Source organism: Streptomyces sp. NPDC056169, from assembly GCF_042268445.1.
In the GTDB taxonomy this organism is placed as follows: Bacteria; Actinomycetota; Actinomycetes; order Streptomycetales; family Streptomycetaceae; genus Streptomyces.
The window spans coordinates 1-23,982 of record NZ_JBHJUO010000040.1 but is presented as its reverse complement, the minus strand read 5'-3'; the positions used below and the strand labels follow the sequence as shown (position 1 = coordinate 23,982).

Sequence of the window (23,982 nt, the reverse complement as noted above, 5' to 3'; positions counted from 1 at the left end):
CTCGTCTGACCTGCGCTTTTACCGTACGGGCCTGCGTTTTTACCGTACGGGGCGGTCCTGCGTGTCCTCCGAGATGCTCCTGACCTCGCGGCTCAGGAAGAGCGCGAAGACTGGCGGGTGCTGCTGGAGCAGCTCCAGCCGCCCGCCGTCCGCCTCCGCGAGGTCGCGGGCGACGGCCAGGCCGATCCCCGTGGAGCTGCGGCCGCTCACCGCCCGCTCGAAGATCCGCGCGCCGAGGTCGGCCGGGACGCCCGGGCCCTCGTCCGTGACCTCGATCACCGACTGGTTGCCGGTGACCCGGGTCCGTACGGCGACGGTGCCGCCGCCGTGCATGAGCGAGTTCTCGATCAGGGCCGCGAGGACCTGGGCGACCGCGCCCGGCGTGCCGACGGCCCGCATCCCCTGCTTGCCCGAGTGCACGATGGCGCGCCCCCCGCTGCGGTAGGCCGGCCGCCACTCCTCCAGCTGCTGCTTGACGACCTCGTCGAGGTCGAAGGCGACGGCGGAGCCCGTACGGGGGTCACGGGAGTTGGTCAGGAGCCGCTCGACGACGTCCGTGAGCCGCTCGACCTGTGTGAGCGCGATCGTCGCCTCCTCCTTGACCGTCTCCAGGTCGTCGGCGAGGGCGACCTCCTCCAGGCGCATGGAGAGGGCCGTGAGGGGCGTACGGAGCTGGTGCGAGGCGTCGGCGGCGAGCCGGCGCTCGGCGGTGAGCATCCGGGCGATGCGCTCGGCGGAGGCGTCGAGGACGTCCGCGACCCGGTCGAGCTCGGGCACCCCGTACCGCTTGTGCCGGGGCCGCGGGTCACCGGAACCGAGGCGCTCGGCGGTCTCCGCGAGGTCGGTCAGCGGGGACGTCAGCTTGTCGGCCTGGCGTACGGCGAGGAGGACGGCGGCGAGGACGGCGAGGAGCGCCACCGCGCCGATGATCAGGAGGGTGCGGCCGACCTCGGCGGTGACCGTGGAGCGGGACTCCTCGACGAGCACGGTCTCGCCGCGCTCGCCCTCGGCGAGGCCCCGGATGACGTTCCCGTCGGGGCGGACGCCGATCTCGATGGTGTCCCGGCCGGGGATGCGGATCTGCGCGTACCGCTTGGCGCCGCTCTGCTCCGCCAGGATGTCCGGGTTGACCGGCTCCCCGCCGATGAGCCGGCTGTCGACGATGGAGACGATCCGCAGCGCCTCCGAGTCCACGCTCTCCTGCGCGCTGCTGGAGATCGTGCGGGTCTCGACGATGACGAGGGAGACGCCGAAGACGGCGATGACGACGAGCACCACGGCGAGCGTGGAGTTGATCAGACGGCGGCGCACGGCTCAGACCTGCTGGTAGGCCTCAACGGTCGCTCAGCTCTTCTCGAAGCGGAAACCGACTCCGCGCACGGTGGCGATGTAGCGCGGGTTGGCGGCGTCGTCGCCGAGCTTCTTGCGGAGCCAGGAGATGTGCATGTCGAGGGTCTTGGTGGAGGACCACCAGGTGGTGTCCCAGACCTCGCGCATCAGCTGGTCGCGGGTGACGACCCGGCCGGCGTCCCGGACCAGGACCCGGAGCAGGTCGAACTCCTTGGCCGTGAGCTGGAGCTCCTCGTCGCCCATCCAGGCGCGGTGGGACTCGACGTCGATCCGTACGCCGTGGGTCGAGGGCGCGGCGACGGGCTCGCTGGAGCCGCGCCGGAGCAGGGCCCGGACCCGGGCGAGGAGCTCGGCGAGACGGAAGGGCTTGGTGACGTAGTCGTCGGCGCCCGCGTCGAGCCCGACGACCGTGTCGACCTCGTCCGCGCGCGCGGTGAGGACGAGGATCGGGACCGCGTGCCCCTCGGCGCGCAGCCGCCGGGCGACCTCCAGGCCGTCCATGCCGGGCAGCCCCAGGTCGAGTACGACGAGGTCCACTCCGCCCTGGAGTCCGGCGTCGAGGGCGGTCGGGCCGTCCTCGCGGACCTCGACCTCGTACCCCTCTCTCCGCAGGGCGCGGGCCAGCGGCTCCGAGATGGATGCGTCGTCCTCGGCGAGCAGTACACGGGTCATGAGGTGATGGTAGTCCGCACGGCCGCCGGGCCGCGGCGGGATCCGTCCGGCCCGAGTGACCCCTGGGGATCTTGTGGGCATCTTGTGCATGACCTTCGAATAGCCTTGCACGGTTGCGCCGTCGCCTGTGATCCATCTCTCAAGTCCTTCCATATCGGGCAGTGTCGTGTCGTATGGTGGCTCGACGTCTGTAGCGGTAATCGGGGACCTTTGGGCAGCTTCGCGCCCCGGGGTCCTCTTTATGCGCGGGGTCGGCTCAGCCGGCCTCTAGGACGGTGAACGACCTGTGGGCCGGGTTCCGGGACGCGATGACGCGACTCCCGGTGCGTGGATCCCGGTGGAGTCCAACGGCTCCGCCGGTGCCGGCCTCCCCCACCGGGCGCACCCCGCTCACAAGGCGAGCGTCCCGACAGAGCAAGGATCGACATGGCGTCCAGCCTGACGACGGCTTCGACCGGAACCCCTGGTTCCGGGAAGACGTTCCTCGGCCACCCCCGCGGCCTGGCCACCCTCTTCTTCACCGAGATGTGGGAGCGCTTCTCCTACTACGGCATGAGGGCCCTTCTCGTTCTGTACCTGGTCTCCGGCGGCACGGACGCGGCCACCGGCAGCCAGGGCGGCGGCCTCGCGATGACCGCGGCCACGGCCACGGCCATCTACTCCGTGTACGTGTCGATGGTCTACCTGATGGCCATGCCCGGCGGCTGGTTCGGCGACCGCGTCTGGGGCGCGCGCAAGACCGTCACCATCGCCGGTTTCGTGATCATCGCCGGTCACGTCTCGCTGGCCCTCCCGGGCCAGGCGATGTTCTTCCTCGGCCTCGCGCTCGTCGCGGCCGGCTCCGGTCTGCTCAAGGCCAACATCTCGACGATGGTCGGCCACCTCTACAACGGCCCGGACGACCCGCGCCGTGACGGTGGCTTCACGCTCTTCTACATCGGCATCAACCTCGGTGCCTTCGTGGCGCCGTTCGTCGTCGGCACCATCGGCGAGAAGGTCAACTGGCACCTGGGCTTCGCCCTCGCCGCCGCCGGCATGGCCCTCGGCCTCGCCTGCTTCCTGTCGTTCTCGAAGAGCCTGAGCCCGAAGAGCAACATCGTCCCGAACCCGCTCTCCTCGGAGGAGCGCAAGGCCGTCCTCGTGAAGGTCGCGCTCGTCGTCGTGCTCGCCGCCGCCTTCTACGGCGTCGTCGTGGCCCTGGGCCTGTACACCCTGAACTGGGCGCTCGTCCCGATCACCCTCGCCGGCCTGATCATCCCGGTCGCCGTCCTCGTCCGCATCAAGCGCGACAAGGACCTGGACAAGACCGAGCAGTCGAAGATGACCGGCTACATCTGGTTCTTCGTCGCCGCCGCCGTCTTCTGGATGATCTACGACCAGGGCGGCTCGACCCTGGCGCTCTTCGCCGACGGCAAGACCGCCGACAGCGTCTTCGGCTTCGGCTTCCCGGCCACCTGGTACCAGTCCCTGAACCCGCTCTTCGTCATGGCGCTGGCCCCGGTCTTCGCCTGGCTGTGGCTGTGGCTGGCCCGCAAGAACCAGGAGCCGAACACCATCGTGAAGTTCGCGATGGGCCTCGTCCTGGTCGGCGCGTCCTTCTTCGTCTTCATCGTCCCGATGAACATGGCGGGCGACGGCACCAAGGTCTCCCCGATGTGGCTCGTCTCGATCTACATGATCCAGACCATCGGTGAGCTGTGCCTCTCCCCCGTCGGCCTCTCCGTCACGACGAAGATGGCGCCGCAGAAGTACGCCTCCCAGATGATGGGTGTCTGGTTCCTCGCCGTCACCGCCGGCGACTGCACCACCGGTCTGCTCTCGCTGGCCGGCGTCGACCTCAACGGGACGGGGATCATCGCGATGGAAGCCTCCTTGGCCGTCCTCGCGGGCTTCGCGATCTACATGTACCGCAAGAAGGTCCAGGGGCTCATGGGCAGCGTCCACTGACCCTGTTCCCCTCGTGGACGTTCCCCTCGTGGACGTTCCCCTGGTGGACGTACGAAGGCCGCCGCACCGGTTCGGTGCGGCGGCCTCCGCCGTTATGGGGCTGTTCAGCGCCTCAGGCGCGCCCACGGGGTGAAGGTGAACACCGCGCCGCCGATGAGGATGACCGTGCCCGCGACCAGCGCGAGGGCGCGCAGGGCGCCGTCGCTCTCGGCGCCGGTCTCGGCGAGGTTCTCACCGGAGGAGCCGCCGGAGGACGTGCTGCCGCCGGACGTCGAGCCGGAGCCCGAGGTGCTCGAACCGCCGTCGGAGCCGCCGCTCGCCCCGCCGGCCTGCTTGCTCGTGTCCAGCTCCAGGGAGACCGGGGCGGTGCCCTTGACCGTGCAGGGGATCTCCATCTTCGCCGCGCCGAGCGTGACGTGGATGGTCAGCGCGCCCGCGCTGAGGGTGGACTTCCCGGTCGCGCCCGGCTTGTACGTGCCCTTCATGTCCTCCAGGCTCACCGGGGCACCCGCCGCGACCGCGGTCGGGTTGGGGGCGCCGGTGACCTTCACCGAGCCGCTGTCGGCCCCGCCGATCTTCACCACCATCGTCGGGACGAGAGCCCCCTTCGGAAGGGGGGCGGGGCTGTCCATGACGCCCTTGGCCGTCTTGACCGTGAGGTCGTAGACGGCGCCGTTCTTCTTGGCGCTGATCGTCACCTTGGAGCTGATGTTCGGCGGGCCCGGGGACTGGCAGGCGAAGGCGACCGCGACTTCCTTGCCGGGGAAGTCGGTCTGGCCGCCGCCGGAACCGCCACTGCCGCCGCTGCCGCCGGTGGCGGAGCTGGAGCTGGAGCTTCCTCCAGAGGTCGCGCTGCCGCCGGAGGTCGCGCTGCCGCCCGAGGTCGTCGTCGAGCCGCCCGTACCGCCGCTGGAACTGGCCGCGGCGCCGCCCGTGTTCCCGCCGTTGGTGGAGCTGCCGCCGGAGGTGGTCGTGCTGCTCCCGCCGGAGGTCGTCGTGGTGGAACCACCCGAGGTCGTCGTGCTGGAGCCGCCCGAGGTGGTCGTGCTGGATCCGGACGTCGAACCGCCGGAGGTCGAACCACCGGACGTCGAACCGCCGGACGTCGAGCCGCCGGAGCTGCTGCCGCCCCCGGCCGCCGTCACCTTGATCGTCGCGGCGACCGGGACCGCTTCCTTCGGCGTGCACTTCGTGTCCGTCGACAGCGGCTTGGACACGTTGATCGTGTACTTGTCGGGCGTCAGCGTGATGTCGCCCGCCTTGTCCAGCTTCAGCTTCCCCTTCATCTCGGGCAGCAGCATCGGGCTGTTCTTGGGGATCGGCGGGTTGCTCCGCGGTCCCTCCATCGCGACGGTGCCGCTCCCCGCGCCGCCCACCTTCAGGACACCGCTCGGCTTGACCGTGTCCGCTCCGAGGTCGAGCACGTCGGGATTCTTCGAGGCGGCCTGGACCGTCTTCCAGACGATCTCGACCTCGTCGCCGACCTTGGCCTCCGCCGGTGCGGTGACGAGCACCTTCGTGGTGCCCTGCACGGGCGGGAGCCCGGAGATGGACGGCGGGATGCACTCCGTCTTGTACGAGACCTCGGCGGCCTGTGCGGGGCCGGCGGAAATCAGGATCCCCGCGCCGCCGAGCATCAGCGCGACCCCGGCCGCGCTCATCCTCCGTTGCGTACTCACGCATGTCCCTTCGTCGTCGGACTGCTCTCTGGCGCTGACGGTGCGGAGTCAGGGCTGAACCACGGCAGGGCCGTGGTCGGTTCGTCGTCCCTCGCGTCCGCGTCTGCGGGGGCGGGGACGGACGTACGGGTACGGCGGCGGAGCGCGGCCGTACGGGGAAGCCGGGCGGCCGCGTGGCCGGCGGGGCGGCCGGCGGCGGGCCGGGCGCGGTCCACCACGGCCATCCCGATCCGGAAGAGCGCCGCCGGTACGACGACGGCGAGCAGCACCCAGAAGAGCGTCACGCCCCAGGGACGGCCCACCCCCCACGGCTGCTCGACCAGGACCTTGCCCGCGTACCGCACGGAGACCTGGTAGTCGCCGTGCGCGGCCGCCGTGAGTTCCGCCGGGAGGCGGATCAGGGCCTTCTTGCCGGGTGCGATCGTGCCGCGCCACTGGCGTTCCTCGTACTGCGGCGCGAAGACGCCGTGGCTCGTGCCGACCTCGAAGACCGGGTCCTTGACGGGGGCCGAGCCGAGGTTGCCGACGGTGAAGACGACCTCCCGGCTCGGGGGTGCGCCGAACCAGACGAGGAGGCCGCTGGAGCCGTCGAGGCGGACGGAGGCGAGGACGGCGAGCCGGCCGTTGCCCGAGGCCTCGGGGAGCGGGGCCGTGGGGTGTCCGGCGACCGTGAACTCCTTGTCGACCGCGTCCTGCTGGCCCGTGACGCCGGCCACGTGCACCACGCAGGGGCAGGGCTTGGGCGGTTCGGCGACCGGGAGTTTCGCGCTGAACGCGCCCCTGGCGTCGACGGTGGCGGCCCGGCCCTCGCTGTTGGCGCAGGAGTTGGTGCCGCCGATGACGCCCTTGCCGGGCGCGGACTGGCCGCAGATCAGGAGCATGAGCAGCGCGCCCGGCTTCCAGCCGCTGCCGCTGACGGTGATGGTGCCGCCCTTGCCGCCCTCGGCCTGCGAGAGCTCGACGACGGGCCCGGGCGCGGCCGTCGCGGCGGCCGCGGGCGGCAAGGCGAGGGCGAGGACCGTGAGCAGCGCCGTGAGCAGCGCGGCGGCCGCGGGTGTCCACCGCGTAGGCCCGCCGGCCCACCTCGTAGGCTCGGTCGGTCTCGTCGGCCTCGTCGGCCTCATGATGTCGCTCCCGTCGACGCTCGCTGGGTACGGGGCCCGCCGCGCCGCCGCGTCCCGTACCGGTACCGGATCCCGTACGCCCCGCCGCCCGCGGCCGCGAGGAGCAGCCCGGCCGCGCCCGCGAGCGCGGGGCCCGAGGCGAAGGCGGCCTCGGTGCGGGCGGTGGCGGGGGCCGCGCCGGGGGCGCCGGCGGTGAGCCGGACGGTGACGGAGTCGAGGGCGGGCGGATCGGGCCAGGGTTCGGTGCGGGTGGTCCGCTCGCCGGGGCGCAGGGTGAGCGGCAGGGTGCGCTCGGGCCGGTCGAGGACCGTGCCGAGGAGGCCCTCGGCGCGGACCGCGAGGGTCGGCGCGAGGACCGTCGTACCGCGGTTGACCAGGGTGTAGCGGAGGGTGCCCGCGGCCTCGTCGACGCTGACGTCCTCGACGGTGAGCGCGGCGAGGCGCGGGCCGCTCACCCGCAGGAGCAGCTCCACGCTCAGCTCGCGTCCGGCGGCCGTGGCGCGCACGGTGCCCCGGTGGTCGCCGGGCGGGGTGTCCGCGGTGACGGTCACGGCGAACGGCACGTCCGCACGGGTCCTGGCGGGCACGGTGACGGTCCGCGCGGCGAAGGCCACCGGCGCGCCCTCCCCCGCGAGCCGCACGGTGAGCGGCCCCGCGCCCGGGTTGGTCACCGACAGGGTGTCCTGGAGGACGCTCCCCGCGGGGCCCTCCAGATAGGCGTACGGCCGTCCGGCGGCGGGCGCCGCCGTCCAGGCCCGGTCCCCGGGGGGAGCCGCCGCGACCGCGCCGACGAGGGCGGTCGCGGCGGCCACGAGCCCGGAGCGCACCGCCGCCCGCATCAGCGTGCCGTGCGCCGCGTGAGCCAGAGGACTCCGGCGGCGCCGGTCAGCAGGACCGTTCCGCCGAGGGTCCCGAGCGCCATGGCGGAGTCGAGCGGGCCGGTCTTGGGCAGTTCGCCGGCGCCGTTGCCGCCGTCGCCGCCGTCGTCACCGTTGTCGTCGTCGGCCGGCGGGGTGTCGCCGCCGCCCGCGAGCCCCGTCACTTCCAGTTCCAGCGAGGGCTTGGGGTTGTTCTTCGGGGTGCATTCGGCCGCGTCCATGCCGAGGGCGTGCACGATGAGCGTGCCGGCCGTGAAGGTGACCTTGCCGTTCTTCTTCGGCGTGAACGTCCCCGTCAGCGTGCCGATGCTGATCGGAGTGTCCGGCGGGATGGCCACGGTGTTCGGCGTCCCCTTGACCTTCACCGTGCCCTCGGCGGCGCCGCCGAGGACGAGCTCGGCGCGCGGGGTCATGACTCCCTTGGGGAGTTCGATCGGGCTGTCGGAGACGCCCTTCTCGAAGGACATCGTGATCGTGTAGCCGCTGCCGCTCTTGACGGCCTTGATGTCGACGGGCGAGACGGCGCTCTTCGGCCCGATCTTCGTCACGCACGCGTAGCTCACATCGACGACGGTCGCCTGGGCGGCCGGCGCGCCGGCCAGCACGGCGGCACCCGCCACCGCGACCGCCGCCGTGAGACCGGCGGCCGTTCTCCTTCGGTTCGGCACCTTGGACACCCCGAGCACCCCTCACCGCAACGTAACTGACGGTCTTTCAGATTGGCCGTCAAGGTACGCCCGGGGCCTTGCGGAGGGAAGGCAGGGGAACGGGTGAACTTGTGAAAGTGCTACGCGGGTGCCGCGAGTTCGGCCCAGACCGTCTTGCCGGGGGCGCCGGGGGTGCGGTCGATGCCCCAGTCCAGGCAGAGCCGCTGGACGATGAACATGCCGTGGCCGCCGGGCCGCCCGGAGCGGTGGGGGGTGCGGGGTGCGGGCTGGCCGGCGCCCCGGTCGGTGACTTCGAGGCGTACGACGTGGTCTCCGCGCAGGACGCGCAGGCGCTCGGGGCCCTCGGCGTGCAGGCAGGCGTTGGTGACGAGTTCGGAGACGACGAGCAGGACGTCCTCGGCGGCGGCCCTGCGGTCGGCGGTGGCGGCCGGGAGCCATCCCCACTCCTGGAGCGCCGACCGCGTGAAGTCGCGGGCGAGCGGCACGGTGCCGCTGGTCTCGCCGAGGGCGAGCGTACGGACGTCGGAAGCTTGGTCCATCAGCGCTTCACCTCACCGATCGACGAGACAGAGGGGCGGGACGTACGGAGCGTGCGGGGCAGGGCGGGGCCTGCGGGCGGTCGCGCGGGCCGGTCGCGGACAGGCCCGCCCGCTTCAGCCGGGGAGGGCCGTGCCGAGCGTGTCGTGCAGCGTGAAGACGGCCTCCGCGCCGGTGATCTGGAACACCCTGGCGACCGCCGGCCGCATCCCCACCAGATGGACCCCGCCGCCCGCGGCATCCGCCCGCAGCCGGGCGCCGAGCAGCACGTTGAGCCCGGTCGAGTCGCAGAAGTCGAGGCCCGAGCAGTCGACGACGAGCCGGGAGCGGCCCGCGTCGAGCGCGGCGTCGAGCGGGGCGCGCAGCAGTTCGGCGGTGTGGTGGTCGAGCTCACCCACGGGTGTGAGGAGTTCGCTCGCCGCGTCCACGGTCCGGACCTCGACCCGCAGGCGCGCGGGTTGCGCGCTGCCGATGCGCTGGCGGTCCATGGCCATGCCTCTTCTCGCTCTCGCGGCTGCCGACTGACGTGCGTCGAACCCTACAAGCGGGGCCCCCTTTCGTGCACACACGGCCTACGCAAATACCACCAAAGCGGATTATTGGTACTTGCAACCATCGTGGTCCACCAGGTAGGGCTAGAGGAGAACACCCGCACGTCCACCCGACACGACCGGCCTCGGAGGCGCCGCAAACCGCAGCAGAAGACCGACGAAGGAGACCCATGTCACCCCGGCTCGACGCCCCGCGTACCCCCGACGCGCCGTCGGCAGCAGTCCCCCTCGACCACCTGCCCGCCCAGCGCCCGGCCATGCCGGACCTGCCCGACCTGCCTCTCGACCGCATCGGAGCGGTCGACGCGCGCGCCCTGTCGAAGGAGCTCTTCGCCCGGCTCGCCGTACTGGAGGAGGGCACCCACGACCACGCGTACGTCCGCAACACGCTCGTCGAACTCAACCTGGCCCTCGTGAAGTTCGCCGCCTCCCGGTTCGGCAGCCGCAGCGAGCCGATGGAGGACATCGTCCAGGTCGGCACGATCGGCCTCATCAAGGCGATCGACCGCTTCGAACTGACCCGCGGCGTCGAGTTCCCCACCTTCGCCATGCCGACGATCATCGGCGAGATCAAGCGGTTCTTCCGCGACACCTCGTGGTCCGTGCACGTGCCCCGCAGGCTCCAGGAGCTCCGGCTCGACCTCGCGAGGGCCGGTGACGCGCTCGCCCAGCACCTCGACCGCGCCCCGACCGTCGCCGAACTCGCGGCGGAGCTCGGGATCTCCCCCGAGGAGGTCGTCGAGGGCATGACCGCCAGCAACGCGTACACCGCGAGCTCCCTCGACGCCAGGACCGAGGAGGACGAGGCCGGCAGCGGGGACACCGCGCTCGCCGACAAGATCGGCTACGAGGACGACGGGCTCACCGGGATCGAGTACATCGCCTCGCTCAAGCCGATGATCGCCTCGCTGCCCGCCCGCGACCGGCACATCCTCTCCCTCCGCTTCGTCACCGGCCTGACCCAGTCGGAGATCGGCGCGGAACTCGGCATCTCGCAGATGCACGTGTCGCGGCTGCTCTCCCGCACCCTGGCCCGGCTGCGCCGCGGCCTCACTCTGGAGGAATGACCTCCGCAGGCTTCCCCGAGCCGTCAAGATGGCTGAGGAAAGGGCCCGTTCACGGTCGACCGACCAGGACGGGCCCTTCCCGTACGACCGCGCGCCGAGCCGTCCGCAGGACCACTCGCACGGCCGGCCGCGCGACCGGAAGGCCTTGTTGACGGGTCGTCCGGATTGGGCCACATTGAGCCCGGGGATTCAGGGGGGAATCACATGGTTTCTGCGTACGCGGAACTGGAAGGGCGGATGCGGGACCGGCTCGGGGGCAGGGAGTGCCTCTACGTGCCGTCGTGCCGCTTCGGGCTCTACCTCGCGCTGCGCCACTGGTGCGAGCCCGGCGGCCGGGTGCTGATGTCGCCGGTCAACGACGACGTCATCTTCTTCGTCGTGCTCGCCGCCGGACTCCGCCCTGTGCAGGCGCCGCTCGACCCCCGGGACGGCTCGATCGACACGGCGGCCGTCCCCGAGTCCGTCTGGCGCGGCCTGTCCGCCGTCCTCACGACCAATCTGTACGGGAACCCCGACCCGGCACCGGAGCTGCGGGCCCACTGCGACCGGCTCGGCATCCCGCTGATCGAGGACGCGGCCCACGCGATCGGCTCCACCGTCGGCGGGCGCCCGGTCGGCACGTACGGCGAGGCCTCCGTCTTCAGCCTCTCGAAGCACACCGGCGCCAAGACCGGCGGCTTCCTCGCCCTCGCCGACCCGGCGCTGCGCGAGGAACTCGCCGCCGCCCGCGACGCGTTGCTGCACCCGACCCGTACGGTCGACGAACTCGTCTACCTGGCACGGCCGTACGCGGAGGCCGCCCTGCGCGGCACGCGCCTCGTCAAGGCCGCGCGCGCGACGGTGCGGCTGCTCGGGATGGAGGAGCGGGAGGAGATCCGGATGCCGCTCCGCGCCGACGAGCTGCGGCGGGCCCTGCCGGCCGCGCCCGCGCTCGCCCCCTTCCACTCCTGGGTCCGGGTCGACATGCACGCCTACCGGCTCCGCCCCGGCCCCGGACGGCTCCGCCGCACCACCCGCAAGCTGGCCCGGCTCGACGACGTCCTCGCCGCCCACCGCGCGGGCACGGCCCGGCTCCGGGCGAGCGAGTACGGCACGCCCGGGGCCCAAGACGGCCCGGAGCAGCCGCTGTTCCGGGTGCCGCTGCTCGTGGAGGACCGGGACGCGGCGATCGCCGCCCTCGCCCGGCACCGGATCACCACCGGCTACGTCTACGACCCGCCGCTCGACGGCTACGCGGGCGAGGAGTTCACCGACCCCTCCCCCGCGCCGGAGGCCGCCGCCCGGTTCGCCCGGCACGCCCTGCCGGTGGACCCGCGCCGCGCGGACGAGGTCCTCGGCGTGCTGCGCGCGACCGGGACCCGGCCCGCCCGCCTGTCGGAGGCCCCCGGCGGCGCCCGGTGACCGACACCGTACGACTGCGGGACACGGACGACCGGGAGTACTCGGCCGCCGTGCCGGAAGCGAAGACCGGGGCGCAGGCCGGGGCACAGGCGGCCGGAGTGAAGGCCGGCACACAGGCCGGGGCGCAGGCAGACAACGACCCCGGCAGCGAATCCGGCGGCTCGGGCGGCGACTCCGGCGGCGACAGCTCCATGTTCCGCAACGCCTACGCGCTGATGCTCTCCACCGGCGTCTCCGCCGCCCTCGGCCTCGGCTTCTGGCTGGTCGCGGCCCGCTACTACACGGAGGAGGCGGTCGGCCAGGGCTCCGCCGCCATCGCCGCCCAGCGGATGCTCGCCTCCCTCACGGCGACGACGCTGACCGGCGCCGTCGTCCGGTACGTGCCCCGGGCCGGGCGCGCCACCGGGCCGCTCGTGGTCCGCCTCTACCTGGTGAGCACGGCGGTCGTGGCCGTCGCCTGCGGCGTCTTCCTGCTCACCCTGGACTGGTGGGGACCTACGTACGCCCCGCTCGGCACGGTGTCCGCCGGGATCTTCTTCACCGCCGCCAGCGTCGGCTGGGCGCTGCTCACCCTCCAGGACGCGGTCCTCACCGGGCTCAGACGGGCGATCTGGGTGCCCGTCGGCAACGCCGTCTTCTCGCTCGGCAAGCTCGTGCTGCTCGTCGTCCTCGCCGTCGGCCTGCCGGTGCTCGGGGTCTTCGTCTCCTGGGCCGCGGCCATCGTGCTCTCCGTGGTGCCGGTCGGCTGGCTCGTCTTCCGGCGCCTCATCCCCCGGCAGGCGCGCGCCGACCGGGACCGCGAGCCGCCCACGATGCGCGAGATCGGCCGCTTCCTCGCCGGGGACTCCGTCGGCTCGGTCTTCAGCCTCCTCATGATCAGCCTGCTGCCGATGATGGTCGCCGTCCGCTTCGACGCCGCCCACAACGCCTTCTTCTACACGGCGTACACCGTCGGCGGCACGATGGAGTTCATGGCCATCAACATGGCCTCCTCGCTCACCGCGCACGCTTCGCACAGCCCCGAGTCCCTCGCCGAGGGCGTCAGGGGCGCGCTGCGCCGCATGACGCTGCTGCTCGTCCCCGTCGTGCTCGTCCTCGTCGTCTTCGCGCCGCTGATCCTCACGCCCTTCGGAGCGGAGTACGCCGAGAACGGCACGACCGTGCTGCGGCTGCTCGCCGCCGCCGCGCTGCCCAGGGTCGCCGTCGAGCTGTACATCGGGGTGCTGCGCGTCCAGGGCCGCACGGGCATGCTCGCCGCCCTCCAGGGCGCGATGTGCGTCCTGGTGCTCGGCAGCGCGGTCGTCCTCCTCGGGCCCTTCGGCATCGCCGGTGCGGGGTACGCCGTCCTCGGCGCGATGACCCTGATGGCGGTGGTGACCGTGCCGGGCCTGCGGGCCACCCTCAAGGGCCGGGCGCCGTCCGAGGGAGTCCGGGCCGCGGCGCGGGTGAAGGAGCGCGCGGAGGACGGGTACGGCACGAACTGGGCGCGGGAGAGCGCCTATCTGCGCGGGACGCACGACTCGGTGACGCCCGCGTTCGGCATCCCCGTGTTCGTACCCCGGCAGCGCACGGACGAGCCGGCGGCCGTCTCCGCGCGGGCGGAGCCGAGCGGCCGGGCGAGGCCGGGCACGGACCGGGCGGGCGCGCCCGGGGCGTCGCCGGGCCGGCTGCTGCTCGGCCTGTGGCTGTGCCTCGGCGTCTGCGCCGGGCTCTTCTGGTTCCCGCTGGCGCACTCGGGCGAGCTCGCGGTGGAGCGGCTCTCCGGGACCGGGCTGCTGACCGCGCTCCCGCCCGTCACGCTCCTCGCGGGGCTGCTGCTCGTCGCCCTCCAGGGCGCCGCCGTCGGTCTCCGCGTCTTCCGGCCGGCCTTCGCCGGAACGGTCCTGCTCGCGACCTTCCTCGCCCTGCACACCGCGCCGCCCCTGCTGGGCCTGCTGCCCGCCGAGGCGAGCGGCCCCGGCGCGGAACTCCTCGGCGAGGCGGGCGGCCTGGCGACGACGGTGGGCCCGATCGTGCTCCAGGCGCTGTGCCTGCTGCTCGCGGCCCTGCTGCTGCGGGTCCTGGGCGTGGGCGAGCGGGTCACGGCCGGGGTGGTGTGGGTGCTCGTCTGGGCCGGGTGGGCGGGGCAGCAGGCCTTCGCCGCCGCCCCGCTCCCGCTCTTCCTGGGCCTGGCCGGGGCCACGATGGCGGTCTGCGCCTTCCGCGGCCTGACGACGGCCCGCCGCTAGAGAGCGTCCTGTCGGGCGGTCAGCGGCGTGGCAGAGGCTGCTTGAAGTACGGGTCCTGGCCGGCGATCCGGTATCCGTCGAGGCCGGGGCCCGCGTCGATCGTCAGGTCGCAGCCGGGTCCGGGCACGGCGCGGTTCCAGTGCACGTACGCCTTCACCTTCGGCAGCGTCGGCGCGACCTCCGGGATCGCGGTGTACCAGTCGCGCTGCCGCTCGGGCCGCTCCGGGTCGGGGGCGGTGGAGAACTCGGAGAGCATGACGGGCTTGTCGGCGGAGATGTTCTTCCGGAGCCAGTCGTAGCCGGGACGCTGGCTCTCGTCGAAGTCGAGCCAGTTCGACGACTTGTGGCAGAGGTAGTAGTTGTACTGGTCCATGCCGATCCAGTCGACGTAGTCGTCGCCGGGGTAGAGCTGCTTCATCGATGCCGCGCTGCCCAGGTAGCCGGAGACCGTCCACACCCAGACCACGTTGTCCACCCCGAGCCGCTCGAACCGGTCGTGGAGGTGGCGGTAGGCGGCGACGTACTCGGCGGGAGTGCCGGCTCCCTCCTTGATCCGGGCGTCGGCCTCCTGGTCGAAGGAGAGGAAGACCCGCTTTCCGTAGGCCTTGATGCGGCGGATCTGCGGGTCGAGGATCTCGGTGTCGTACCGCCCGGAGGCGAGGTTCTTCCAGCCGAGCTGGGTCTCGGTGTATCCGGCGTGGTGGGGCTCCTCCCACACCGTGGACTCCCACGCGAGCATCAGTAACCGGTCCCGGCCGAGGGCCTGTTCGTCGGGGGTGAGGAGGGTTCCGTCGAGCTCGTTGCCGGACATGTCGTGGTACGTGTAGACGAGGTCGAGGCGTCGGCCGATCTTCTTCTCGAAGGCGTGCACGGGCCGGGCGAGCGAACTGTCGCTGTCGTACGGGATGTACGCGCCCCACCAGGCTCCGCAGGGGGCGACGAGCCGGGCGTCGGGAGCGCAGTGGTCGTCGCCCTCGGCGACGGTCGCCCACACCCCTATGCCGGCGGTCAGCGCGCCGACGGCGGCGAGCGCGACCGCGAGCCGTCCGGCGGCGCCGCCCCTGGTGTGCTGCCCGGTCATCGACCGCCACCGGGCCCTCGTTTGCGGAAGCGGAAGGATTCGGCCGCCTCGGGTTCGACCGCGCCGCGGGTGGCGGCGGGCAGCGGCAGACCGGGCAGGAAGGCGACGACGGTGGAGAACGCGGCGAGCGGGACGAGGAACGCGGGCACGGAGAACCCTTCGATCAGGAAGAGGAGCGTGGCGGTGAGCGCGGCGAGGGAGAGGCTGATCGGCGCGGCCAGCGCGAAGGCCTCCAGTCGGGCGCCGGGCCGCAGCCCGTGCGGCTGGGGGTGGAGCAGGGCGAGGCCGGGTCCGACACAGACGAAGAGCAGCACGGGCAGCCAGCGCAGCGGCGAGCCGCCCGGCAGCAGGGTCGCGGCGAGGGCCACCCATCCGGAGACGGCGGCGATCGCTCTGATCCGGTTCTGGGGCGTGTTCACGGTGCACCGCCTGAGGTGGCCGAGGGCTTGGTGGACTTCGGGGTGTAGGCGAGGACGATCCCGTACGGGGTTTCCTCGACCGTCGTGAAGAGCGGGGAGGCCTTCAGCCGGGCGCGCAGGGTCGCGAAGCCGCCCGGCGGCAGCAGGCCCTCGCCGGCCGTGTAGATGTCCTGGGTCCGGGTGAGGACGACGTGCGCCGTGGCACCGCGCGGGATCCGCTCGTCGAGGTAGCGGGCCGGGTCGGCGAGCATCTTCTCGTTCTCGGGCAGCTCCTGCTCGGCGAAGAACCAGTGCTCGACCTGGTCGTAGCGGTGCAGTGCCTGCGGGAAGGAGCCGGAGGTGGCGAGGATCAGACCGCCCTCGGGCAGCCGGTCGATGGCACGGGTGACCAGTTCCGTCTCGGCGGGCGGGGTGTAGTACATCGCGTCCTTGCCGTAGTACGCGGGCAGGAACCCGGCTGTCAGGACGACGAGGACGACCGGCACGGCGACGGCCGCGATGCGGCGCCGGGCGAGCCCGCCGCGGCTCCGGTGGGCGCCCGCGACGGCGGGCACCAGCGCCGCCGCGGCGAAGAACGCGGCGCCCGGCAGCCCGAACAAGTAGACGCGGAAGAGCATTTCGCCGCCGTAGTCGTTCACGGCGAAGAGCGGGACCGGGGCGATCGACACGAGCAGCAGCGGGAGCGCGCTGCGGGTCAGCTTGCGGCGGCCGAACACGGCGATCCCGGCGAGCACGACGATGGCGAGGGCCATGAGGATGCCGGCCTGGCCGGCCAGTTCGGGTCCGGGGCCGGTGAGCTGTCCCGCGTATCCGGCGCGGGAGTTCTGCGTGAGCCGGCCGAGCGATTCGCGCAGGGTGCCGAGCGTCTCCAGGAACAGCGGTCGGCCCATGGTGAGGTCCCAGGCCAGCATCAACAGCCCGGCGACGACCAGCAGACCGTAGTTGCGGTAGCGGCGGGTGAGGCTGAGGACGAACAGGGCGGCGCAGAGCATGACCGGTGTGAGCTGGTGGGCGGCGTTGATCGCGACGATCATCGGGGCGACGATCACCACGCAGACGGCGCGCTGGCGCAGGGTCGTGGGCGGTGGCACGGCGGCGGCGGCCGGATCGAGATGCGCCCGGTCGCGCAGCCGCCCCGCCGAGCCGGGCCGTACGAAGTGCCGCAGCACGATGGCGAGGACGGTCAGGTGCAGGACGTACGCGAAGCCCTGCGGCGCCAGGTAGTCCTGGCCGACCCAGTTGGCGAGCTGGAAGATCCAGACGGCGGTCCACACGAGCCGCCAGTCCTCGGTGAAGGTGCGGTAGATCAGCACGAGCACGGGCAGGGCGATCAGACCGAGGACGATCGGCGCCCAGTTGAGGTAGGCGGCGGTGCTTTCGACGCCGAAGGCCCGGACGAGCGCCGCGTTCAGGGTGAAGAATCCCGGCCACTGGTCGTACGCGGACATGTTCCCGGACAGAGCGGCGTTCGGGCGCAGCTCGCCGACGCCGAGGATGGTGCCGACGACGGCGTCGTGCTTGGACGCCCAGGGGTAGCGGACTGCGTCGTACAGCACGGCCGGGGGTGCCTTGAGCGCGACGAGCAGCGCGACGCAGTGGGCGAGGGGCCAGCCCGGCGAGGTCCCGGCGCGCCGCAGCGACACCAGGAATCCGGCGGTCAGCACCAGCAGGGAGACGTAGAAGACGGCGGGCAGCCGGTCCAGGAGCCCGTAGTCGTCCATGGTGCGGAAGTCGATCAGGGGCAGGGCGAGGGCCCAGAGGCCCAGGCCGAGGACCAGGAGGGCGGGCGGCAGCCAGGGGAGGTCGGGCACGGCGGTGCGGCGCGGGCGCTGCGCGGGCGTACCGCCGTGGTCCCGGGCGGTGGCCGGCCGGGGGCTGCTCGCCGGCATGGGTGTGTACACGTCCTTCGTCATCCTGCGAACTCCGCTCCGCGCACCAGCGCACGCGTCCGCCGGTACAGCCGCCAGCCCATCGTGGGCAGCGAGTCGGGGTACGGGGCGGCCTTCGCGCCCCGCCCCTCCATCCACCGCTCCACGTCGGCGGCGGTGTGGGTGCGGCGCACGATGAGCCGCGCGATCCGGTAGATCTCGTCGTTCCCGGAGCTGAGCGCGTGCCGGACGGCGACGGCCGAGGTGTAGCCGGCGGCCTGGGCGGCCCGGCGCACGGTGGGGCTGTTGTAGCCGTGCGGGTAGGCGAGGTGCCGGATCTCGTGGCCGAGGGTGTCCTCCAGGACCGCCTTCGACTCGCGCAGTTCGCGCCGGAGGGCGGTCGGAGCCAGGGTGTCGAGCTGGGCGTGGGTGGCGGTGTGGCCGCCGATCTCCATCCCGTACTGCGCCAGGCGCGGCGCGTGGGCGAGGGTCATCATCGGCGCGGGCGGCAGCAGACAGGGCCGGCCCGGGGTGATGGCCCCCGTGGTGAGGTACGCCGTGGCCGGCAGGTCGCGGGCGGCGAGCGCCTCGGCCGTCGGCCCGACCAGGTCGGCGAAGCCGTCGTCGAAGGTGATGGCGGTGGGCCGCGGCGGCAGCGGAGTGCCGGAGGCCAGGTGCGCGGCCAGGGTGCCGACGGTGACGGGGGTACGGCCGCTGGCGACGATCGCGTCGAGCTGGGAGGCGAAGTCCCTGGGGGTGACGGTGAATTCGGCGATCCAGTCCGGCGGGTCGTCCATCACGGCGTGGTAGAGGAGGACGGGTATCCGGCTGTGGACGGGGGCACTGATCATCGGGCGTCCGCCTTCCGGGCGGCATCGCGCGCCCGTGCTCTGGCGTAGCCGATCGGTCCGTAGAACATGCCGCGTCGCTCCAGTCGGGAGAGGCTCCTGGGCCAGGGATGGTGCTGGGTGCCGTGCTCGCCGGGGACCCCGCCGGTGCCGGCGTCGCCGTCGCCGCCTGCGCCGCGCTGGGCGGTCATGCTCCAGGCGTACGCGAGGCCGCGTGGCAGCCGGGCGAGCAGCGCGGGCAGCAGGCGGGGGCGGCGGACCAGGGTCGCGGTGAGGTAGGCGGTGAGGCCGGCGCCGTAGCCGTACGCCTGGTTCCGCAGGTCCTGCCAGGTCTCGCGGTGGTGGTGCCAGACGAGCGCCTCGGGTGTGTAGCGGAGGCGGAAGCCGGCGGCGAGGACGGCGACGAAGGCGTACAGGTCGTCGCCGCCCCGGGCCGGGGTCCCGGTGCCGGTCGCCGGGTCGAAGCCGCCGGCCCGGCGGAGGGCGGGGGCCCGGAAGGCCATGTTGGCGCCGGAGCCGAAGCTGCCCGCGGTGAACGGGAAGAGCGGCTCGTCGGCGGGCGGTCGCGCCGGGTCGTACAGGCGGGGCGCGAAGCCCTTGGCGAAGCCGCCGTGCGATTCGAGGAGGATCTGGGCGGGGGTGGCCAGGCGGGCGGGCAGGATCAGGCCGGTGACGCAGCCGAGGCCGGGGTCGGCGGCGAAGGGCGCGGTGAGGGCGGTCAGCCAGTGCGGGTCGGCGATCACGTCGTCGTCGGTGAAGGCGAGGACGGCGGCGTCGGTGGCGGCCGCGCCGGTGTTGTGGGCGACGGCGAGGCCGGGGGTGTCCTCGCGGACGTAGCGCACGCGGCCGGCGTACTTCCGGGTGACCAGGTCGTGGGTGTCGGTGGTGCGGGGCGCGTTGTCGACGACGATCAGCTCGTGGTCGGGGTGGTCCTGGGCGAGGAGCGAGTCGAGGGCACGGGCGAGGGACTCGGGGCGCTCGCGGGTGGCGACGATCACGGCGGTACGGGGCGGGGCGGCGTCCGCGTGGGTCAACGGGCTCACTGCGGCGAGGTGTTCGGCGTCGGCGCGCGGCCGGGCGGCGGCCTCGACCCGCTCGCGCGCGAGGGCTCCGAGCACCTCGGCGGGGTCCTCGCCCTCCCGCACGGTCCCGATGACGGTGGCGGCGGGCCGCCCCCGGAGCCGTACGAGCGCGTACACGTCACCCGCCACGAGCGGCGGTCCGCCGGGCGCGGGGCTCAGGGCTGTGACGGGCCCGTCGGGGGCGTCGAGATCGAGCTCGGCGACGGAGACGGAGGTGGAGGCGGAGGCCGAGACGGAGGCGGCGCGCGGTGGTGAAGCGGTCGGGTCGGGGCGGGTGCTCAACGGGGATCCCCCAGGGGAGTACGGCGGTGGGCGCGGGCTCGGCGGCCAGGGAGGCGGCGGCGAGGCGGAACCGGCGCGAGGAGGGACGAGGGGTGTGGGGGTGACGGGTGCGGGGGTGACGGGCGCGGGAGCGGGGGCCGGAAGGACGGGTGCGGGAGCTGGAGCGGGAGGGACGTGTGCGGGTGCGGGAGCGTGAGGGATGGGTGCGGGTGCGGGGCCGGAGGGACGGGTGCGGCCGCCGGGGCGGTTATCGGTGGCCCCGCAGCCGGGCGAGTCCGTTGAGGGTGGCGCGCGCTCGGGCCGCGAGGGCCGGACGGTCGCGGACGAAGCGGTGGGCGCGCCGGGCGGGCTCGCGCCCGAGCCAGTGCAGGGCGGCCCGCGCGTCCGGGACGAAGACGGCCCCCTCGTACACCGTCAACTCCCCCGTCTTCAGGGCGTCCTTGTACTCGGCGTCACCACGCCCCAGGTCGAGCGTCCCGATCCCGGCGGCGGCAGCGGCCTCGGCCATGCGCAGATGGAGGACGAGCCCGGGCGAGTACTTCGCGAACTCGGGGTCGTACGCCGGGAACCAGCAGGACAGCACGGTCCCGGACCGCAGCCCGAAGTGGGCGGCGATGGGCCGCTCCCCCACGTACAGGACGGACAGGACGCCGGAGCAGCCGGACGTGCGCTGCGCGTGGAGGCGGCGGACGAGGGTGGTGATCCACTCCTTGGCGAAGCGGTCGCCGCGGCCGGTCCTGCGGTACTGGGCGGACTTCCACTCCATGAGGGTGCGCAGGGCGGCCGGGTCGCGCTCGTCGAAGACGAAGCGCACCGCGCCGTCCGCCTGGCGGCCGAGCTTGCGCTCCTTGGCGAGGGTGGTTCTGAGGAACTTCGGCGACTGGACGCGCAGCAGCGCCTCGTAGGCCGCGTACCCCTCGCCGACGTCGATCACGGGCGAGGCGAAGGACTCGGTGGCGGCGCCCTCGAAGACGGGCTGGCCGGCCTCCAGGTTGTCGAACTCCCACACCGCGACGCCGCACGCGCGCAGCACCGCGCGGGAGCCGGGCCGCAGTCCGGGGCGCAGGACGGCGCCCTGACTGTCGGAGACGCCGAAGCCGATGGCCCGCCCCTGGCCCAACGGCCCTTTCTCGTACGGGAAGAAGCCGACCGGCTCGTCCCCCTCCCACCACACGGCGACCCGCGAGCGGGGCCGCACGGCGGCGACCGTCTGCGTGAACTCCGGCTCCATGAAGGGGTTCGCGGGGGCACCGGACTTCGCGCGCAGCTCCCGCCACGCCTCGATCTCGCGCGCGCCCAGCTCCTCGGGCCGTACGACCCGCACACGCAAAGCACTCACCTTGCCGACCCCCCGGTCTACCCCCTGAGTACTGCCAGGACAGGACGGTACCGGTCCGAACCCCTCCCTGGCAGGCATACTCGGCCATTCCGTGGCCTCGCTGGAAGCAGCGGTCACGTGGCGGCGAAGGCGGACAAGAGGCGGATGGGGCAGGGCAGTTGAAGATCATCGGGCAGGGCAGGACCGCGGACGTCTACGCACTCGACGGGACGCGGGTGCTGCGGCGGTACCGGGGCGGCGACGACGCGACCCGGGAGGCCGAGGTGATGCGGCGGCTGGCGGGCCACGGCTATCCGGTTCCGGCGGTGCTACGCGCCGAGGGGACCGACCTGGTGATGGAGCACCTCGCCGGACCGTCGCTCCTGGACGCGCTCCTGGACGGTACGTACGAGCCGGAACCGGCGGGCGAACTGATCGCGGAGCTCCTCACCCGCCTCCACGCCCTGCCGGGCACGCGCCTCCTGCACCTGGACCTGCACCCGGGGAACGTGATCGTCACGGCGGCCCGGGGCCCGGTCGTCATCGACTGGCAGACGGCGGAGGAGGGCCGGCCGGGCCTGGACTGCGCGATGTCGGCGCTGATCCTCGCGGAGGTGGCGGTCTCCCCCGCCCCGTACGCCCCGGGAGCGCGCGCGGGCCTCGCCGCCCTCCTCGCGGCGGTCCGCACGCCTGTCCTCCCCCACCTCCCGACGGCCCGCGCCCGCCGCGCGGCGGACCCGAACCTGACGGCGGGGGAGATCGCCGCACTGGACGGTGCAGAGGCGCTGGTTCGAGCTCTGGCGGGCTGAGCCCTCGCGTCGCCGCGGAACGGTCGCCGTCTCGCATACCGGTCGCAGCTACGCGCCAATGATTGGCCGAATCGGCGACGCCCCGTCTGAGTATCCGCCCCCGCTCCCCCCGCACGATCCACCGGAGAACCCGGACCGCACCCGACTCCACCGAATTCGCTGGAGAAGGAGGGTAGTTGGTCCACACACCCCTTGTGACGTCGCCGAACGCCCGCTCCGGAGCATGCCACGAGCACTTCTGCCGACGAGTGCGGAATGCGGGCGCGCATCATGTCGGCAGCGCGGGTGGCGCGCATGAGTACGCGTACTCATTCGGGTCTGAGGCGTGCGGCTCGCCCGCCAGAAGGGGAGTCTTTAATTCCGGTCGTGGATTCCTTGCGTGGTTGTGAAGGCGCACCTAGGGTCCGGGACCGTCGATCACCACGGGTCGACACTGATGAATGGGAACACCTTGCGAAGAATCGCGTTACCCGTCATTGCCGCCGTGTCCGTCGCCCTGCTGCTCCCGCAGCAGTCCTCGGCAGCGATCCAGGTCTCGGCCCCGGCCACGGAGGTGCCGGAGCAGCCTGCCGCCGCCGGCGAGATCGGCCCCATCGGCCCGGGCACGTACGAGTCGGCACCCGACCAGTACCGGATCATCGAGAACGACGTGCCGAGCGGTCTGATGACCCGCAGCCACCTCGTCACGGGCGAAGGCGCCGGTGCGGCGCAGGCCATGGACGCACCGGAGAACCGCCCTGACCTCGGCGTGTTCGGGCCGAGCTGGACGGCCGAGTTCCTCGGCGGTCAGCTCAACCGCGAGCTGACCCACGGATCCGGCGCCATCACCACGACCGACCTCGGGGTCGACGAGTCCGTTCGCTACGGCCTGACGTGGTCCGTGGACCGCCCCGACGGCGGCAGCCTCAGCACGTACACCGCCCCGGACGGCTCCACGCTGGTGGAGAGCAGCATCTGGGACGATGCGGCCGGCGAACTGCGCACCACCATCACCGAGACCGCCAACATCGACCTGGCGACGGCGCCCGAGGGCGACGACGTGCCGGTGAACGCGCTCGGCGAGCCGATCCCCGCCGCCGACCTGAAGCCGACGCTGGTCTGGAAGCAGGTGAACGGCTCCGGCAGCACCTGGCGGGTGACCAGCGTCGGCACCGAGGCGTTCGGGAAGTCCACGGCCGAGTACGACGCCCAGGGCCGCGTGCGGCAGGTCGACGAGCCCGCGCGGGGCGACTACGAGGCACAGTCGGTGCGGGTCACCTACGCGTCCGCCACCACCGCCGCCGGCAGCACGCTGGGCGACGTGGCCGGTCAGGTCAAGGAGATCACCACCACCTCCGGGGCCACCGTGCAGACCCAGGCCCGCTACGCCTACGACCACACCGGTCTGCTCCGTCGCGTGACCAACCCGGCCGCCGACGTGGAGCTGAACACCTACGCCTACGACGGCAACGAGCGCCTTTCGGTCGCCACCACCGACGAGGGCGCCCGCTGGGAGCTGACCTACGCCGGTGAGACGGCCGCTCCGCAGGCGACCGAGACCACCGGCACGCTGCCCGAGCCGGGCGGCGTGGCCCCCGGTGCGCCGAGCCAGAACGAACCCGAGGGCCAGGTCCCGGCGGCGGAGGACTTCCTCGGCTCCGAGATCGAGGACCCGTTCGCCTACCCCGCCAACTGCAGCACGTCGGGCTCGTGGATGTACTACTCCGGCTCCGGCTGCTCCACGAAGGTCGCGCACTACGGGTGGAAGAACCCGTCCTGGAAGACGACGAAGGCCGGATGGAAGGTGCGTGGCATCGACCACGACCACTGCACCACCTCTCCGGACAAGCCGGGCGGCTACGACTTCCGGCCGGCGTGCGACTCGCACGACTACGGCTACGGAACGGTCGGCAACGCCTACAAGGGTTACCGCTACTACCTGGACAAGAACAAGGGTCTTCAGGTCGACGCCACGTTCTGGAACCAGACGTACAACGGCACCTGCCGTGGCTACTTCTGGAAGGGTGCCTGCCGCCTCGCGGCGAACATGTACCTCGGTGCCGTGATGGTGGTCGGTCGCGTCAAGAGCGGCGCCAACGCCACCTGATCCGGCCCCTCCACCGGACCGTGTGAGCACCCGGCGGGGGGGGGGGGGGGGGGCGGGCGGCGCCCCCCCACGCACGAGGCGGAGTGG

The 23,982-nt window shown here is 73.0% G+C and carries 20 protein-coding genes; 6 read left to right on the top strand and 14 right to left on the bottom strand.

The window, feature by feature from the left end; translation table 11 throughout:
- Positions 1-39 precede the first annotated feature (39 nt).
- Entirely contained in the window at positions 40-1,311 is a 1,272-nt protein-coding gene (locus ACFC0G_RS38775; protein ID WP_376413426.1) for an ATP-binding protein, read from the bottom strand.
- A gap of 33 nt (positions 1,312-1,344) precedes the next feature.
- On the bottom strand, positions 1,345-2,022 hold the full coding sequence (locus tag ACFC0G_RS38770) for a response regulator transcription factor (protein WP_055643128.1): 678 nt from the start codon (positions 2,020-2,022) through the stop codon (positions 1,345-1,347).
- A gap of 426 nt (positions 2,023-2,448) precedes the next feature.
- On the opposite strand from ACFC0G_RS38770, the gene ACFC0G_RS38765 reads away from it, so the two are divergent.
- Complete coding sequence (locus tag ACFC0G_RS38765; RefSeq protein WP_376413424.1) at positions 2,449-3,969, top strand: peptide MFS transporter; 1,521 nt, start codon at positions 2,449-2,451, stop codon at positions 3,967-3,969.
- 104 nt (positions 3,970-4,073) lie between these two features.
- Here the strand turns inward: ACFC0G_RS38765 and ACFC0G_RS38760 are convergent, their stop codons facing one another.
- From ACFC0G_RS38760 to ACFC0G_RS38735, 6 genes are all read right to left on the bottom strand, one after another.
- Positions 4,074-5,630: a hypothetical protein gene (locus ACFC0G_RS38760; protein ID WP_376413422.1), complete on the bottom strand. Its 1,557-nt coding sequence runs from the start codon at positions 5,628-5,630 to the stop codon at positions 4,074-4,076.
- A gap of 14 nt (positions 5,631-5,644) precedes the next feature.
- Positions 5,645-6,772 carry a neocarzinostatin apoprotein domain-containing protein gene (locus ACFC0G_RS38755; protein ID WP_376413420.1) on the bottom strand — a complete coding sequence of 376 codons (1,128 nt, stop codon included), beginning with the start codon at positions 6,770-6,772 and terminating at the stop codon, positions 5,645-5,647.
- Complete coding sequence (locus ACFC0G_RS38750) at positions 6,769-7,611, bottom strand: hypothetical protein (protein WP_376413418.1); 843 nt, start codon at positions 7,609-7,611, stop codon at positions 6,769-6,771. Before ACFC0G_RS38750 ends, ACFC0G_RS38755 begins: the two co-directional genes overlap by 4 nt.
- Positions 7,611-8,318, bottom strand: a complete 708-nt coding sequence (locus ACFC0G_RS38745; protein WP_376413439.1) for a peptidase — start codon at positions 8,316-8,318, stop codon at positions 7,611-7,613. The genes ACFC0G_RS38750 and ACFC0G_RS38745 overlap by 1 nt, the downstream gene beginning before the upstream one ends.
- A 119-nt stretch (positions 8,319-8,437) precedes the next feature.
- Positions 8,438-8,857: an ATP-binding protein gene (locus tag ACFC0G_RS38740; RefSeq protein WP_376413417.1), complete on the bottom strand. Its 420-nt coding sequence runs from the start codon at positions 8,855-8,857 to the stop codon at positions 8,438-8,440.
- A 114-nt stretch (positions 8,858-8,971) separates the two neighbouring features.
- A complete protein-coding gene (locus ACFC0G_RS38735) occupies positions 8,972-9,343 on the bottom strand; it encodes an STAS domain-containing protein (protein WP_376413437.1) in 372 nt (123 codons plus the stop codon).
- A gap of 233 nt (positions 9,344-9,576) precedes the next feature.
- Here ACFC0G_RS38735 and ACFC0G_RS38730 point away from each other — a divergent pair, with 233 nt between their 5' ends.
- The 3 genes from ACFC0G_RS38730 to ACFC0G_RS38720 all read left to right on the top strand — a co-directional run bounded on the left by ACFC0G_RS38730 (position 9,577) and on the right by ACFC0G_RS38720 (position 14,102).
- The gene (locus tag ACFC0G_RS38730; protein ID WP_376413415.1) at positions 9,577-10,473 is read left to right on the top strand and encodes an RNA polymerase sigma factor SigF; all 897 of its coding nucleotides are present in this window, start codon (positions 9,577-9,579) and stop codon (positions 10,471-10,473) included.
- A 204-nt stretch (positions 10,474-10,677) separates the two neighbouring features.
- The gene (locus tag ACFC0G_RS38725; RefSeq protein WP_376413413.1) at positions 10,678-11,874 is read left to right on the top strand and encodes a DegT/DnrJ/EryC1/StrS family aminotransferase; all 1,197 of its coding nucleotides are present in this window, start codon (positions 10,678-10,680) and stop codon (positions 11,872-11,874) included.
- The gene (locus tag ACFC0G_RS38720; protein WP_376413411.1) at positions 11,871-14,102 is read left to right on the top strand and encodes a lipopolysaccharide biosynthesis protein; all 2,232 of its coding nucleotides are present in this window, start codon (positions 11,871-11,873) and stop codon (positions 14,100-14,102) included. Before ACFC0G_RS38725 ends, ACFC0G_RS38720 begins: the two co-directional genes overlap by 4 nt.
- 19 nt (positions 14,103-14,121) lie before the next feature.
- On the opposite strand, the gene ACFC0G_RS38715 is transcribed toward ACFC0G_RS38720, so the two are convergent.
- The 6 genes from ACFC0G_RS38715 to ACFC0G_RS38690 all read right to left on the bottom strand — a co-directional run bounded on the left by ACFC0G_RS38715 (position 14,122) and on the right by ACFC0G_RS38690 (position 21,012).
- Complete coding sequence (locus ACFC0G_RS38715; RefSeq protein WP_376413409.1) at positions 14,122-15,183, bottom strand: glycoside hydrolase family 26 protein; 1,062 nt, start codon at positions 15,181-15,183, stop codon at positions 14,122-14,124.
- Positions 15,180-15,602 (bottom strand): hypothetical protein, encoded by a 423-nt coding sequence (locus ACFC0G_RS38710; protein ID WP_376413408.1) that lies wholly within the window; start codon positions 15,600-15,602, stop codon positions 15,180-15,182. Before ACFC0G_RS38710 ends, ACFC0G_RS38715 begins: the two co-directional genes overlap by 4 nt.
- Positions 15,599-17,515, bottom strand: coding sequence for a hypothetical protein (locus tag ACFC0G_RS38705; protein WP_376413406.1), 1,917 nt, complete (start codon positions 17,513-17,515; stop codon positions 15,599-15,601). The genes ACFC0G_RS38710 and ACFC0G_RS38705 overlap by 4 nt, the downstream gene beginning before the upstream one ends.
- The gene (locus ACFC0G_RS38700) at positions 17,512-18,321 is read right to left on the bottom strand and encodes a polysaccharide deacetylase family protein (RefSeq protein WP_376413404.1); all 810 of its coding nucleotides are present in this window, start codon (positions 18,319-18,321) and stop codon (positions 17,512-17,514) included. The genes ACFC0G_RS38705 and ACFC0G_RS38700 overlap by 4 nt, the downstream gene beginning before the upstream one ends.
- Entirely contained in the window at positions 18,318-19,559 is a 1,242-nt protein-coding gene (locus ACFC0G_RS38695; RefSeq protein WP_376413435.1) for a glycosyltransferase, read from the bottom strand. The genes ACFC0G_RS38700 and ACFC0G_RS38695 overlap by 4 nt, the downstream gene beginning before the upstream one ends.
- 370 nt (positions 19,560-19,929) lie before the next feature.
- On the bottom strand, positions 19,930-21,012 hold the full coding sequence (locus ACFC0G_RS38690) for a GNAT family N-acetyltransferase (RefSeq protein ID WP_376413434.1): 1,083 nt from the start codon (positions 21,010-21,012) through the stop codon (positions 19,930-19,932).
- Positions 21,013-21,179: 167 nt separating this feature from the next.
- Here ACFC0G_RS38690 and ACFC0G_RS38685 point away from each other — a divergent pair, with 167 nt between their 5' ends.
- Positions 21,180-21,809, top strand: coding sequence for a phosphotransferase (locus tag ACFC0G_RS38685; RefSeq protein ID WP_376413402.1), 630 nt, complete (start codon positions 21,180-21,182; stop codon positions 21,807-21,809).
- A 484-nt stretch (positions 21,810-22,293) separates the two neighbouring features.
- Complete coding sequence (locus ACFC0G_RS38680; RefSeq protein WP_376413400.1) at positions 22,294-23,895, top strand: phospholipase A2; 1,602 nt, start codon at positions 22,294-22,296, stop codon at positions 23,893-23,895.
- The last annotated feature ends 87 nt before the right edge of the window (positions 23,896-23,982 follow it).